Raw genomic sequence first — 14464 nt, forward strand, 5'->3', positions numbered from 1 at the left:
CGAGGAAGGGTGTGGCTCAGTGCTGGGGACATTTGGTGCCCTGGCCTGCGGGGCATATTTCGTATGCCTAAAAGCACCCTGAAAACTTTTCAGGGTGCTTTTTTTAATGCCAGATTCCATACATAAACGGTAAGGAGGCAGGGACATGAAAAAAGATTTACTGACAACAACAAGACTTTCGGTAAATGAAATTGAGTCCATTCTTGACCAGGCCCAGCTATTTTCGGAGGGCATGCTTTGGCAGCCAAAGCAGCAGACATTTGTTGCGAATCTTTTTTATGAACCGAGCACAAGGACTAAATCGAGCTTCGAGGTAGCTGAAAGAAGGCTGGGACTGGAACCTATCCCCTTTGAAGTACAGACCTCAAGCGTACAAAAGGGAGAAACACTTTATGATACCGTCAGGACCCTTGAATCAATTGGAATTGGAGCTGTAGTCATCCGACACGGGGAAGATGCCTACTATAAGGAACTTGCCGGGAATGTCGCCATCCCCATCATCAATGCCGGGGATGGCTGCGGGCACCATCCAACCCAGTCGCTCCTCGATTTGCTGACCATCAGGCAGGAATTCGGATGTTTCCGCGGATTAAAAGTGGCGATCATTGGCGATATTGCCCACAGCAGGGTGGCAAGGTCGAACGCTGAAGTCCTGGAAAGGCTTGGGGCGGAAGTTGTATTCTCGGGGCCGCCTGAATGGTTCAATACAGAAGTGGGCGGGAAAAACCAGCGGTTTGTCCAGATAGATGAAGCGGTAGCTGCCGCTGATGTTGTCATGCTGCTGCGAATCCAGCACGAGCGCCATATGGGCGGGGAAAAGACTGACCTGGAAGACTACCATCTTCGTTATGGGCTGACAGTGAGCAGGGAGAGAGAAATGAAACAAGGAAGCATTATTATGCACCCTGCCCCCATCAACCGGGGAGTCGAAATTGCAGACAGCCTGGTTGAGTCGAATCGTTCGCGGATCTTTAAACAAATGCAAAATGGTGTGTATGTTCGCATGGCTGTATTAAGAAGGGCGCTTGAAAATATGGAAGGGGGAAACAAGCATGTCATTGCTGATCAAAAATGGCCGATTGCTTACTGAGACGGGAGAAAAAGAGGTTGAGATTTTTATAGAGGATGGAATCATAAGCGAAATGGGAACCAGCCTGGACAGACAGGCGGACGAGGTTATTGATGCGGATGGCAAGCTGATCGCACCTGGATTCGTTGATTTGCATATCCATCTGCGCGAGCCGGGCGGCGAAAAGAAAGAAACGATTGCAACCGGAACAATGGCGGCGGCCAAAGGCGGATTCACTACCGTTGCGGCCATGCCAAACACCAGGCCAGTGCCGGATTCAAAGGAGCAGCTCGAAAAACTGCAGATGAAAATTAATGAAACGGGCAGAGTGAGGGTTTTGCCTTATGCCTCCATCACCGTGAGGGAGCTCGGAAAGGAGCTTACTGACTTTGAGGAGCTAAAGGAAGCAGGTGCCTTTGCGTTCACCGATGATGGAGTAGGCATCCAGGAAGCGGGAATGATGCTGGCGGCAATGAAGAAAGCTTCGGCACTCGATATGGCCATTGTAGCCCACTGTGAAGATAACACCCTGATTAACAAAGGGTCGCTGCATGAAGGGAAAAAATCGGCAGAGCTTGGGTTGAACGGGATTCCTTCCGTCTGCGAGGCCGTGCATATCGCGAGGGACGTACTGCTGGCAGAGGCGGCTGACTGCCATTACCATGTCTGCCATATCAGCACGAAGGAATCGGTACGAACTGTGCGCGAAGCAAAAAGGAACGGCATAAAGGTCACTGCCGAAGTAACTCCTCATCATTTGCTCCTGAATGAAGAGGATATAACAGGAAATGACGCCAACTTCAAGATGAATCCTCCTCTGCGAAGCCGGGAAGATCAGCAGGCGTTGATCGAGGGCCTTCTTGATGGCACCATCGATTTTATTGCCACCGACCATGCGCCGCATACGAGCGAGGAAAAAGCTGAGGGCTTTGAACTGGCGCCATTCGGCATTGTCGGCCTTGAGACAGCTTTTCCGCTTCTTTATACCAAAATGGTATCAGAGGGGACCATCACCTTAAAGCAGCTAATCGACTATTTGACCATCAAGCCTTGTGAAGCATTTGGCCTTCCATACGGAAAGCTTGTACCCGGGGCAGCTGCAGACCTGGTGCTGCTTGACTTGGACCATGAAGAGGAAATTGACCCGGCTGTCTTCCTATCAAAAGGGAAGAACACGCCATTTACCGGCTGGAGCTGCAAGGGCTGGCCTGTTATGACCATTGCAGCCGGAAAAATAGTTTGGGAGAAAGGGAGCGTAGCGGTATGAAAAGACAGCTGATACTTGAAGATGGCACGGTTTTTAAAGGGGCAGGCTTTGGCAGCCTGTCGGCGGTAAGCGGAGAAGTTGTGTTTAACACAGGGATGACCGGCTACCAGGAAATCCTGTCGGACCCTTCCTACTGCGGTCAGATTGTGACGCTGACCTATCCGCTAGTCGGCAACTACGGAATCAATCGCGATGACTTTGAATCAATCAATCCGGCCATTGCCGCATTTGTCGTAAAAGAGGCAGCTGATTTCCCATCAAACTGGAGAAGTGAGATGAGCCTTGACGAATATTTGAAAATGAAAGGAATCCCTGGTATTTCTGGAGTCGATACAAGGAAGCTGACGAAGATCATCCGCCAGCATGGGACTTTGAGAGGGTCGCTGTGCAGCATGGACGAGAATAAGGAAGAAGTTTTGGAAAAGCTGCGGGCCACCAAGCTTCGGCAGGACCAGGTCAAAATGGTTTCGACAAAAAGCCCTTATCCAAGCCCTGGAAKGGGGCATCGGATTGTGCTTGTTGATTTCGGAATGAAGCACGGAATCCTGCGTGAGTTGAATGATCGCAATTGTGATGTCATTGTCGTTCCCTACAATACCACTGCAGCGGAAATACTGGCGCTTAGCCCGGATGGCATCATGCTTTCCAATGGGCCGGGAAACCCGAAGGATGTGCCTCAGGCCATCGAGATGATCAAAGGAATTCTAGGAAAGGTGCCGATGTTTGGAATCTGTCTTGGACACCAGCTGTTCGCCTTAGCATGTGGGGCAGATACCGTTAAAATGAAGTTCGGACACCGCGGCTCCAACCATCCGGTCAAGGATTTGAGAACAGGTAAAGTCGCCCTGACATCACAGAACCACGGATATACAGTGGAAGAAGGAACAGTCGCCGGGACGGACCTGGAAATAACCCATATTGCCTTGAATGACGGAAGTGTTGAAGGCCTGTCCCATAAAAAACATGCCGCCTTTACTGTCCAGTATCACCCTGAAGCCTCACCAGGGCCGGAAGATGCGAATGCTTTGTTTGACGAATTTTTAACAACCATAGAATCAGTGAAACAGGGGGATGAAGCATATGCCAAAGCGTAAAGATGTCCAGAGTATCTTAGTAATAGGTTCAGGTCCAATTGTCATCGGCCAGGCTGCCGAATTTGATTATGCCGGGACCCAGGCGTGCATCGCGCTGCGTGAAGAAGGCTACAAGGTAATCCTCGTAAACTCCAATCCGGCCACCATCATGACCGATACCGAAATCGCGGATGTTGTTTATATCGAGCCGCTGACCCTTGAATTCGTCAGCCGGATCATCCGCAAGGAACGGCCGGATGCCATCCTGCCTACTTTGGGAGGACAGACTGGCTTGAACATGGCTGTGGAATTGGCAAAGTCGGGCATTCTCGACGAACTTGGAATTGAAATACTTGGAACGAAGCTGGATGCCATTGAGCAGGCCGAAGACCGCGAACTGTTCAGGAATTTAATGAACGAGCTTGGACAGCCAGTGCCGGAGAGCGCTATTATCCATTCACTTGAAGAAGCCTTCGGGTTCGTGGAACAGGTGGGCTACCCGGTGATCGTGCGTCCAGCCTATACGCTTGGCGGAACGGGCGGCGGAATCTGCAGCGATGAAAAGGAGCTGGTTGAAATTGTGGCCAGCGGCTTGAAAAACAGCCCGGTCAGCCAGTGCCTCCTTGAGAAGAGCATTGCCGGTTTTAAGGAAATCGAATACGAAGTCATGCGTGATGCCAATGACAATGCCATTGTCGTCTGCAACATGGAGAATTTTGACCCTGTCGGGATCCACACCGGCGATTCCATTGTTGTGGCGCCAAGCCAGACGCTGAGCGACCGTGAGTACCAGCTGCTTCGGAATGCTTCCCTAAAAATCATCCGTGCGCTGAAAATCGAGGGCGGCTGCAATGTCCAGCTGGCACTTGACCCTGACAGCTTCAACTACTATGTAATTGAAGTCAATCCGAGAGTCAGCAGGTCATCCGCTCTCGCCTCGAAGGCAACGGGTTATCCAATTGCCAAGCTTGCAGCAAAAATTGCCGTTGGCCTGACGCTTGATGAAATGATTAACCCGGTCACAGGCACCTCATATGCCTGCTTCGAGCCGACACTTGATTACATTGTGACAAAAATTCCGCGCTGGCCATTTGATAAATTTGAAAGTGCCAACCGCAAACTGGGAACGCAAATGAAAGCGACTGGCGAAGTAATGGCCATTGGCCGGACATTTGAGGAATCCCTCTTGAAGGCAATCCGCTCGCTTGAGGCCGGCATCCATCATTTCGAGCTAAAAGACGGGAGCCAGTTTGACGACAGCCTGATTGAAAAAAGAATCAGGATAGCTGGAGATGAGAGGCTGTTTTACATAGCCGAAGCACTTAAAAGAGGCGTCAGCATGGAAACCATCCATGAGTGGAGCAAGATCGACCGCTTTTTCCTTTACAAGCTTCAAAAACTGATTCAGCTGGAAAGGGACTTGAAACAGGTCCCATTCCAGGAAGAGGCTGGCCGGAAAGCAAAGGAGCTTGGTTTTAGCGATAAAGCACTCGCCCATCTCTGGGAGTGCGATGAAGAAGCTGTTTATCAATGGCGCCTGACGGCGGGAATCATTCCTGTGTATAAAATGGTGGACACGTGCGCCGCCGAGTTTGAATCAAGCACGCCGTACTTCTACAGCACCTATGAGGAGGAAAATGAATCAATCAGAAGCAGCCGTGAAAGTGTGGTTGTCCTTGGTTCAGGCCCAATCCGCATCGGGCAGGGGGTCGAGTTTGACTATGCGACTGTCCACTGCGTGAAAGCCATCAAGGAAGCGGGATATGAGGCAATCATCATCAATAACAACCCGGAGACCGTTTCCACTGATTTCAGTATTTCGGATAAGCTTTACTTTGAACCGCTGACCGTCGAAGATGTCATGAGTATCGTCGATTTGGAACAGCCAAAAGGAGTAGTTATCCAGTTTGGCGGCCAAACTGCCATCAACCTTGCTTCCGGTCTTGCAAGCCATGGGGTTAAAATTCTTGGAACAACCCTCGAGGATATGGACAGGGCGGAAAACCGCGATATGTTCGAGCAGGCGATGAGCCAGCTGGGAATTCCACAGCCCGCGGGATGCACGGCGATGTCGGTGGAGGAAGCTGCGGCCATTGCGTCCGAAATAGGCTATCCGGTCCTTGTAAGACCATCTTATGTGCTAGGCGGAAGAGCAATGGAAATCGTCGATAAGGAAGAAGAACTGCTTCACTATATGGAGAATGCGGTAAAAGTCAATCCGGACCATCCTGTACTGATCGACCGGTATTTAACAGGCAAGGAAATTGAAGTGGATGCCATCTCTGATGGCGAAACAGTAGTGATCCCGGGAATCATGGAGCATATTGAACGCGCAGGGGTCCACTCCGGCGACTCCATTGCCGTCTATCCTCCGCAAAGTCTAAGCCTTGAGATAAAGGAGAAGCTGATCGCCTACACCGAAAAGCTTGCAAAAGGGCTGAAAATCGTAGGGCTGCTGAATATCCAGTTTGTTGTTTCAAAGGGAGAGGTGTATGTCCTTGAGGTGAACCCGCGGTCCAGCAGGACGGTTCCTTTCCTGAGCAAAATTACACATATTCCAATGGCTAAAATTGCAACAAGGGCCATCCTCGGCCAATCGCTCCGTGAGCAAGGCTATACTACAGGGCTTGTGCCTGAGCAGGATGGCGTGTATGTAAAAGTGCCAGTATTCTCCTTTGAAAAGCTGCGGAGGGTAGATATTACGCTCGGGCCTGAAATGAAATCGACGGGTGAAGTGATGGGTAAGGATATAACCCTGGAGAAAGCCCTCTATAAAGGCATGATCGCCGCGGGCATGAAGTTTAAGGAATTTGGCACGGTACTAATGACAATTGCGGATAAAGACAAAAAAGAAGCGGTGGCGCTGGCCAAGAGATTTGCAGAGATTGGCTATCAGCTGGTTGCGACCAGCGGCACTGCGGCTTATCTGGAAGCGTCGGGCGTAAGGGTGAAAACGGTCGGAAAAATTGGTTCGGGAGAGCCGGACCTGATTGATTCAATCCGCGGCGGTCAGGCTCAGCTCGTCGTCAACACTCTGACGAGAGGAAAGCAGCCTCAGCGGGATGGCTTCCGGATCCGCCGTGAATCCGTAGAGAACGGAATACCATGCCTGACTTCCCTTGATACGGCAGAAGCAATCCTGAGGGTGTTGGAGTCCATGACGTTTTCAGCCGGCCCCCTTACTGAGCCGAAAAGCGTTGAAGCGGGTGTGCTTTCATGAGAAAGGAAATGTGCACGGTTGTCCAAAACAAGGAAATAGCCCATTGTGTTTATGAACTCACCTTGAGTGGACAAATGGCCGGAGAAATGGATGAACCTGGACAATTCGTCCATATCAGGGTATCTGACGGGCTTGATCCATTGCTGAGGCGTCCGATCTCCATTGCTGCCATCAACAAGGAAAAACAGGAGTATACCATCATTTTTCGCAAGCAGGGACGAGGTACTTCCCTGCTTGCCGAAAAACGGCCGGGAGAAAAGGTTGATGTTCTCGGACCCCTCGGAAACGGGTTCCCAACAGGGGAAGCCCGGACAGGAGACACGGCCTTGCTGGTAGGCGGAGGCATAGGTGTACCGCCTCTGTATGAATTGGCAAAACAGCTTGTGGATAGAGGTGTCAAGGTAATAAATGTGCTGGGCTTTCAAACAGCTTCGGCCGTTTTTTATGAGGAAGAATTTTCGCGGCTAGGTAAAACATATATTGCAACTGCAGACGGAACCTACGGCCGGAAAGGGTTTGTAACCTCCATTCTTGAAGAGGCTGACATTCAGGCTGACATCCTTTACTCATGTGGACCTACCCCCATGCTTCGGGCCCTTGAGGCAGGGATGTTTGCACCCAAGTCTTTCCTTTCGCTTGAAGAGAGAATGGGCTGCGGAATAGGTGCATGCTTTGCGTGCGTCTGCCCAACGAAGAATGGGCATGAAGGAGATTATCGAAAGGTATGCAGCGACGGACCTGTGTTCCGGGCAGGGGAGGTAGCGATATGAGTTTGCTTAATATAAATTTACCGGGATTATCCCTGAAGAATCCCGTCATGCCTGCATCAGGCTGCTTTGGGTTTGGGAAGGAGTTCAGCCAGCTTTTTGATTTGAGCGTACTGGGCGCCATCATGGTCAAAGCGACCACGCCGGAAGTGCGCTTTGGCAATCCGACACCAAGGGTCGCGGAAACGCCGGGAGGAATGCTGAATGCAATCGGGCTCCAGAATCCCGGGCTTGAGAAGGTCATGGCCGAAGAGCTGCCGCGGCTTGAGAACTATGATGTCCCGATTATTGCGAATGTAGCAGGATCGACTGATGAAGATTATGTTCTTGTTGCACAGGAAATATCAAAAGCGCCTAATGTCCACGCCCTCGAGCTGAACATTTCATGCCCCAACGTAAAAACCGGAGGCATCGCATTCGGTACGGACCCTGAAATGGCCAGGAGGCTGACCAGGAAGGTGAAGGAAGTTTCGCATGTGCCGGTCTATGTCAAGCTGTCACCCAATGTTACCAATATCGTTTCCATTGCCAAAGCAGTACAGGAAGGCGGCGCTGACGGACTGACCATGATCAACACGCTGCTTGGAATGAGGCTTGACCTGCAGACAGCAAAGCCCATCCTTGCCAATGTAACAGGAGGTCTCTCTGGAGCGGCGGTCAAGCCAGTGGCATTGAGGATGATTTATGAAGTAAGCCAGCAGGTTGACCTTCCAATCATAGGCATGGGAGGCATCCAGTCAGCCCAGGACGTAATTGAATTCTTCTATGCGGGAGCGAGCGCGGTGGCGGTTGGCACCCAGAATTTTATTGATCCATTTGTCTGTCCGGCCATCATTGAAGAATTGCCGGAGCTTGTTGCAAAATTAGGATATAGCCATATCTCGGAGTGCACAGGAAGGAGCTGGAAGAGAAATGAGAAACTCGCTTATCATCGCGCTTGATTTTCCCGCGAAGAAACAGGTTCTTGACTTCCTGCAGGCTTTTGGCGATGAAAAGATCTGTGTCAAAATAGGGATGGAATTGTTTTATAGTGAAGGTCCAGGTATCGTTTCTTACTTAAAAGAACAAGGGCATGAAGTTTTCCTTGACCTGAAGCTCCATGACATTCCAAACACAGTGAGGAGTGCGATGAAGAGCCTTGCCAGCCTTGGGGCAGATATGGTCAATGTCCATGCTGCAGGGGGACTGGAAATGATGGAGGCTGCGCTTGAGGGGCTGGATGCCGGAACTTCCAGTGGAAACCGCCGGCCGCTGTGCATCGCTGTCACTCAGCTGACGAGTACTTCGGAAGAGCAGATGCGTGCGCAGCAGCTTATCCAGGTTCCGCTGCAGGAGTCAGTCCTCCATTATGCCAAGCTGTCGGCAGATGCCGGTTTGGACGGTGTCGTTTGTTCTGCATATGAAGCAGGGATGATTTCCAGCCATATTGGTGCGGGCTTCCTGACTGTCACTCCGGGCATCCGGCCTGCCTCTGGTATGGCAGGAGACCAGAAGAGGGTAGCGACACCGCAGCTGGCCAGGGGGGAAGGAGCTTCGGCGATTGTGGTGGGACGCCCGATAACGAAATCTGCTGATCCTCTAGAAAGCTATCGTTCTATTAAAAAAGAATGGGAAGGTGTTTTATTGTGAAAAAAGAGATTGCAGGAAAGCTGCTTGACATCGAGGCCGTTACGTTAAAGCCGAATGATCCATTTACCTGGTCTTCAGGGCTTCAGTCCCCGATTTACTGCGATAACCGCCTTACCCTCTCCTATCCGGAAATCCGCCGGGAGATAGCCAGCGGACTGAAGGACTTGATTATTGAACATTTCCCGGAAGCCCAGTCTGTCGCAGGTACGGCGACAGCAGGAATACCACATGCAGCGTGGGTCAGCGAGCTTTTGTCCTTGCCAATGTGCTATGTGAGGTCCAAGGCGAAAGGCCATGGCAAGGGGAACCAGATTGAAGGGAAAGTGGCTTTGGGGCAGAAGGTAGTGGTGGTAGAGGATTTAATTTCAACAGGCGGCAGTGTTATTAACGCTGTTGAAGCTCTCCGGGCGGCAGGCTGTGAAGTTTTGGGAGCAGTCGCTATCTTCACCTACGAGCTTGAAAAAGGAAAAGAGCTATTGGGAGAAGCCGGAGTTAGGGCCGTTGCCCTGACTGATTTTTCCACATTGTCACAGGTTGCGAGTGAGCGCGGCGAAATCAGTGCCGATGATCTGGATAAATTATCGGAATGGCGGAAAAACCCGGCCGATTGGGGCTTGGTTAAAGAGAGATAAGGGGTTGTTTTTGAAAAAAAGCAGCAGAATCATGGCGTGATTCTGCTGCTTTTTTGTTTTTTTCGCCTAATAGGGCTATGTGGATGGAGGCCAATTTCGGAGAAAAAGGTCCTCCATGATTGTGATGGAGGACCAGCTTTCGTGAATTCGGAGAAAAAGGACATCCATTTCTGGATGCCCTCAATATTTAAACCGTTAAATTAACCATTGCCCTTCAACGCCAAAACCGTCTCTTCATCTGGTGTTACATACACCGTCTGCTGCTGGTCGTAGATGACGAAGCCTGGCTTGGCCCCTGCTGGTTTTTTGACATGGCGGACTTTTGTGAAGTCAACCGGCACGGAGCTGGAATTTCGTGCCTTGCTGAAATAAGCGGCCAGTGTGGCGGCTTCCATAATGGTTTCCTCGGAAGGTTCCTTGCTCCTGATGACCACATGGGAGCCGGGAATGTCTTTTGTATGCAGCCAAATATCATCCCGTGCGGCTGCTTTATTGGTCAGATAGTCATTTTGCTTGTTGTTCTTTCCCACAAGGATTTCTATACCATCGGAAGCCATATAGCGGTCGAGAACGATTTTGGCAGCATGGTTTTTCTTATTGCCCTTCTTCTGCCTTTGCCTGATATAGCCGCCCTCGACAAGCTCCTCCCTGATTTCCTGGATATCCTTTGGTGCAGCAGCTTCAAGCTGCTGGTAAAGGGCATCGAAATAATCCGCTTCCAGCCTGGCATGCTGAATTTGTTCATCCACAATCTTCAACGCATTCTTAGCTTTCTGGTACCGGGTGAAGTACTTTTGTGCATTTTCGGACGGAGTTTTCCGTGGATCAAGCGGAATGGTTATGCTGGCGCCTTCTTCATCATAGTAGTTAATAACCGAGATTTCTTTCATGCCTTTTTCAGCGGCGTACAGATTGGCCGTCAGCAGTTCCCCATATAGCTGGTACTTTTCGGCGTTTTTGGCCTCTGTAAGAGTGGCTTGCAGCTTCTTTATTTTTTTCTCGTTTTTTTCCTTTTCATTGAAAATGAACCTTTCAAGGTCATTCGACTGCTGCTTCACGCGGTCGCGTTCCGCCTTGCCGAAATAAAAGCGGTCAAGCATTTCCCCGGTTGACCCGAACGTTTTCGATTCCCCCTGCAAATGCTCAAGCGGGAACAGATAAAAGAATTCCTTGCCTTTGGCGGCCGTGATGGCAGGGAGATACTCATGTTTTCTGAGTTTTTCAATGAAAGCCATAAAAGCTTTCGGGAGAGTGTTCCGGTTCGCCAGCCCTGCGGAATGAACGATTTCCTTAGCGGCCAGAGGGGATAGCCCGGCGAATTGCGAGACCAGCTGCTTATCGAGCATGCCGGCATTAAAATCGATTCTGCGCAGGATATCCTCTTCTCCTGCCTCAAACGGGTTCAATTTATCCTGGCTTGGCGGCATGATATATTCCTGCCCTGGCTGCACTGCCCTATGGGTGTTCATGGCAAAGGATACATGCTTGATGCTGTCGAGGATCATGTTTCGCCCTTTGTCCACTAGGACGATGTTGCTGTGGCGGCCCATGATTTCCACGATGAGCTGCTTATAGCTAAGGTCCCCAATCTCGTTCCGGCCCTTGACTTCAAAAATGATCATCCGGTCAAGTCCAGCCTGATGGATATCATCGATAATATAGCCCTCCAAGTGTTTACGGAGCAGCATGCAGAACATGGGGGGCTCGCTGGGATTGTCGTATTGGTCAGTGGTCAGCTGAACCCGCCCGTAGCTGGGATGCGCCGACAAAAGCACCTTATGGTTCACTCCACCTGCCCTCACTACCATGAGAACCTCATTTTTGTAAGGCTGATGTATTTTATTAATGCGTCCGCCCTTCAGCAGAGCGGCAAGTTCGTTGGCTACGGCTCTTGTAAACAATCCATCATATGACATGGCAAAACATCCTTTACGTCAATTAATTTTCCTAAAGAGGAGCCAATTTAAGGCGCCGCTGTTTTTCTATTTAATAGTAGCATTTTTTAGGACAGGGCTGAATAAGCTTTCACTAGAGTATTTACGATTAGCTTCTAGTCGCGAAAGGGGAAGTGAGATGGCCCGATGAAGTTTCATGAGATGAACGAAAGAGAAATCGTGGATGTCCTAAAAACTGATTGTAAAACAGGACTGTCGGAAAAGGAAGTGAAAAACCGTCAAAAGCAGCACGGGCTGAATGTTTTGGAAGAGGGCGAGAAGCCATCGGCATTGCTGATCTTTTTTAGCCAGTTCAAGGATTTTATGGTGCTCGTCCTTCTTGGAGCAACCTTGATTTCAGGGCTCCTTGGCGAAGTGATTGATGCCATTGCGATTATTGCGATTGTTGTTATTAATGCGTTTCTTGGTTTTTTTCAGGAGAGGAAGGCGGAGAAGTCGCTTGAAGCTCTAAAAGAGCTGTCGGCTCCGCAGGTACAGGCCCTGAGGAATGGGAAGTGGGAAAAAATCCTTTCAAAGGAGGTCGTGCCGGGAGATGTCCTCAAATTCTCCAGCGGGGACCGGATAGGTGCCGATGTAAGGCTGATTGAATCGAAAAGTCTTGAAATAGAGGAATCGGCGCTGACAGGTGAATCGGTTCCCGTGCAGAAATTTACTGAAGCCTTAAGGGTTCCGAACCCGGGAATCGGCGACATGGAAAACATGGCGTTTATGGGGACGCTTGTCACTAGGGGGAATGGCATCGGAATTGTCGTCGCTACCGGGATGAAAACGGCCATGGGGCAGATCGCCGACTTGCTGCAAAATGCGGAGTCAATGGAAACGCCGCTTCAGCGGAGGCTTGAACAGCTCGGCAAAATCCTGATTACTGTCGCTTTGCTGCTGACAGTGCTGGTAGTCGGCGTTGGTGTCCTGCAGGGACATGATCTTTATACGATGTTCCTTGCCGGGGTGTCGCTGGCAGTTGCTGCCATTCCTGAAGGACTGCCGGCTATTGTCACGGTCGCGTTGTCGCTTGGCGTACAGCGGATGATCAAGCAGAAAGCCATCGTCCGGAAACTTCCGGCAGTGGAAACGCTCGGCTGTGCATCCGTCATTTGTTCGGACAAGACTGGGACGATGACACAGAATAAAATGACCGTAACCCATGCCTGGACCGGCGGCAGCACATGGACAGTGGACGGTGGAGGATACAATCCGGAAGGAAGTTTTTATTCCGGCGGGGAAGAAGTGAATCCCAACTCCAGCAAACCGCTGCAGCAGCTTCTTACTTTCGGGATGCTGTGCAACCATGCCGAGGTCCTGGAAAAGAACGGGGACTACGTTGTCGACGGCGACCCTACAGAAGGAGCGCTGCTGGTAGCCGCAATGAAAGCAGGGCTTACGAGGCAGGGACTGCAGAACCAGTTTCAGATTGTAAATGAATTTCCGTTTGATTCACAGCGGAAAATGATGAGCATCATCATCAAGGATAAAAACGGCCGCCAATTTGTCGTTACCAAGGGAGCACCGGATGTCCTGCTCGGCCTCAGCACCTCCGTGCTCTGGAATGACCGGCAGCAGGCGATGACCAAAGAACGGAAGCAGGAAGTCCAGCAGGCGGTCGAAGGGCTGGCTGCCGACGCGCTGCGGACAATCGCCATCGGTTTCAAGCCCTTATCCTCTGCGACAGTTATCTTAAGCGAACATGAGGCCGAAAAAGACCTTACATTCATCGGTTTGCAGGGCATGATCGATCCGCCAAGGCCTGAAGTGAAAACCGCTGTAAAAGAATGCCGGGATGCCGGAATCAAAACGGTGATGATTACGGGGGACCATGTGATCACCGCCAAGGCGATTGCCAGCCAGCTTGGCATCCTGACACCGGGGAGCAAAGTGATTGAAGGCAAGACGCTTTCCGGCATGAGTGTGGAAGAGCTGGAAAATGTGGTGGAGGATGTTTCCGTATTTGCCCGCGTATCACCTGAGCACAAACTTAAAATTGTCAAAGCCCTGCAAAATAAGGGACATGTGGTCGCGATGACTGGAGACGGGGTCAATGATGCTCCAGCCATCAAGGCTGCGGACATCGGGGTCGCGATGGGAATCACCGGCACTGACGTCGCCAAGGAAGCCTCCTCGCTCGTTTTGCTTGATGACAACTTTGCTACGATTAAATCCGCCATCAAGGAAGGGCGGAATATCTATGAAAATATCAGGAAATTCATCCGGTATCTCCTGGCCTCGAACGTTGGCGAAATCCTGGTGATGCTGTTTGCGATGCTGCTTGCGCTTCCGCTTCCGCTCGTCCCTATCCAAATCCTTTGGGTCAACCTTGTGACCGACGGCCTGCCTGCGATGGCGCTGGGGCTCGATCAGCCTGAGGGAGATGTGATGAAACGCGCGCCGCGCCATCCGAAGGAAGGTGTATTTGCAAGAGGGTTGGGCTGGAAGGTTGTTTCCAGGGGATTTCTGATAGGGCTTGCCACCTTGATTGCCTTCATGACCATATATTATCGCGGCGATGACCTCGCCTATGCACAGACGATTGCTTTTGCGACCTTGGTACTGGCACAGTTGATCCATGTTTTTGACTGCCGAAGTGAAAAATCGATTTTTTCTAGGAATCCGTTCGAGAATAAATATCTCGTCTGGGCGGTCATTTCATCGCTAGTGCTCGTAATTGGCGTCATCTATTACCCGCCGCTTCAGCCGATTTTCCATACCGTGGCCATAGTGCCAAAGGACTGGATGCTTGTCGTTGGAATGGCCGCATTGCCTACTTTTTTGCTGGCAGGGTCATTTTTAGCAAGTAAAACGAAAAAGAATATGATATAATCCGTAAGGTAATAGAGGGAGGCTCTATTGCCTTTCTT

10 protein-coding genes are annotated in these 14464 nt (G+C 50.7%); 9 read left to right on the forward strand and 1 reads right to left on the reverse strand.

Annotated elements, in window-relative coordinates:
• Positions 1 to 145 precede the first annotated feature (145 nt).
• From ADU22_RS10455 to pyrE, 8 genes are read left to right on the forward strand one after another with little or no spacing between them, the layout of a single operon-like run.
• Entirely contained in the window at positions 146 to 1090 is a 945-nt protein-coding gene (locus ADU22_RS10455; RefSeq protein ID WP_053362100.1) for an aspartate carbamoyltransferase catalytic subunit, read from the forward strand.
• Positions 1053 to 2336 (forward strand): dihydroorotase, encoded by a 1284-nt coding sequence (pyrC, locus tag ADU22_RS10460; RefSeq protein ID WP_053362101.1) that lies wholly within the window; start codon positions 1053 to 1055, stop codon positions 2334 to 2336. Before ADU22_RS10455 ends, pyrC begins: the two co-directional genes overlap by 38 nt.
• Positions 2333 to 3430, forward strand: a complete 1098-nt coding sequence (locus tag ADU22_RS10465) for a carbamoyl phosphate synthase small subunit (RefSeq protein WP_053362102.1) — start codon at positions 2333 to 2335, stop codon at positions 3428 to 3430. Before pyrC ends, ADU22_RS10465 begins: the two co-directional genes overlap by 4 nt.
• Positions 3417 to 6629: a carbamoyl-phosphate synthase large subunit gene (carB, locus tag ADU22_RS10470; RefSeq protein WP_053362103.1), complete on the forward strand. Its 3213-nt coding sequence runs from the start codon at positions 3417 to 3419 to the stop codon at positions 6627 to 6629. The genes ADU22_RS10465 and carB overlap by 14 nt, the downstream gene beginning before the upstream one ends.
• Complete coding sequence (locus ADU22_RS10475; RefSeq protein ID WP_053362104.1) at positions 6626 to 7399, forward strand: dihydroorotate dehydrogenase electron transfer subunit; 774 nt, start codon at positions 6626 to 6628, stop codon at positions 7397 to 7399. Before carB ends, ADU22_RS10475 begins: the two co-directional genes overlap by 4 nt.
• A complete protein-coding gene (locus ADU22_RS10480) occupies positions 7396 to 8337 on the forward strand; it encodes a dihydroorotate dehydrogenase (RefSeq protein ID WP_053362105.1) in 942 nt (313 codons plus the stop codon). Before ADU22_RS10475 ends, ADU22_RS10480 begins: the two co-directional genes overlap by 4 nt.
• Positions 8309 to 9025, forward strand: a complete 717-nt coding sequence (pyrF, locus tag ADU22_RS10485) for an orotidine-5'-phosphate decarboxylase (protein WP_053362106.1) — start codon at positions 8309 to 8311, stop codon at positions 9023 to 9025. Before ADU22_RS10480 ends, pyrF begins: the two co-directional genes overlap by 29 nt.
• Positions 9022 to 9657 carry an orotate phosphoribosyltransferase gene (gene pyrE, locus ADU22_RS10490; RefSeq protein ID WP_053362107.1) on the forward strand — a complete coding sequence of 212 codons (636 nt, stop codon included), beginning with the start codon at positions 9022 to 9024 and terminating at the stop codon, positions 9655 to 9657. The genes pyrF and pyrE overlap by 4 nt, the downstream gene beginning before the upstream one ends.
• Positions 9658 to 9857: 200 nt before the next feature.
• Here pyrE and ADU22_RS10495 read toward each other — a convergent pair whose 3' ends face one another.
• Complete coding sequence (locus ADU22_RS10495; RefSeq protein ID WP_053362108.1) at positions 9858 to 11573, reverse strand: Rqc2 family fibronectin-binding protein; 1716 nt, start codon at positions 11571 to 11573, stop codon at positions 9858 to 9860.
• 165 nt (positions 11574 to 11738) lie between these two features.
• Between ADU22_RS10495 and ADU22_RS10500 the strand changes: the two genes are divergently transcribed.
• Positions 11739 to 14426, forward strand: coding sequence for a calcium-translocating P-type ATPase, SERCA-type (locus ADU22_RS10500; RefSeq protein ID WP_053362109.1), 2688 nt, complete (start codon positions 11739 to 11741; stop codon positions 14424 to 14426).
• The last annotated feature ends 38 nt before the right edge of the window (positions 14427 to 14464 follow it).

Origin of the sequence: Bacillus sp. FJAT-27251, assembly GCF_001273925.1 — a bacterium.
In the GTDB taxonomy this organism is placed as follows: Bacteria; Bacillota; Bacilli; order Bacillales; family Cytobacillaceae; genus Mesobacillus_B.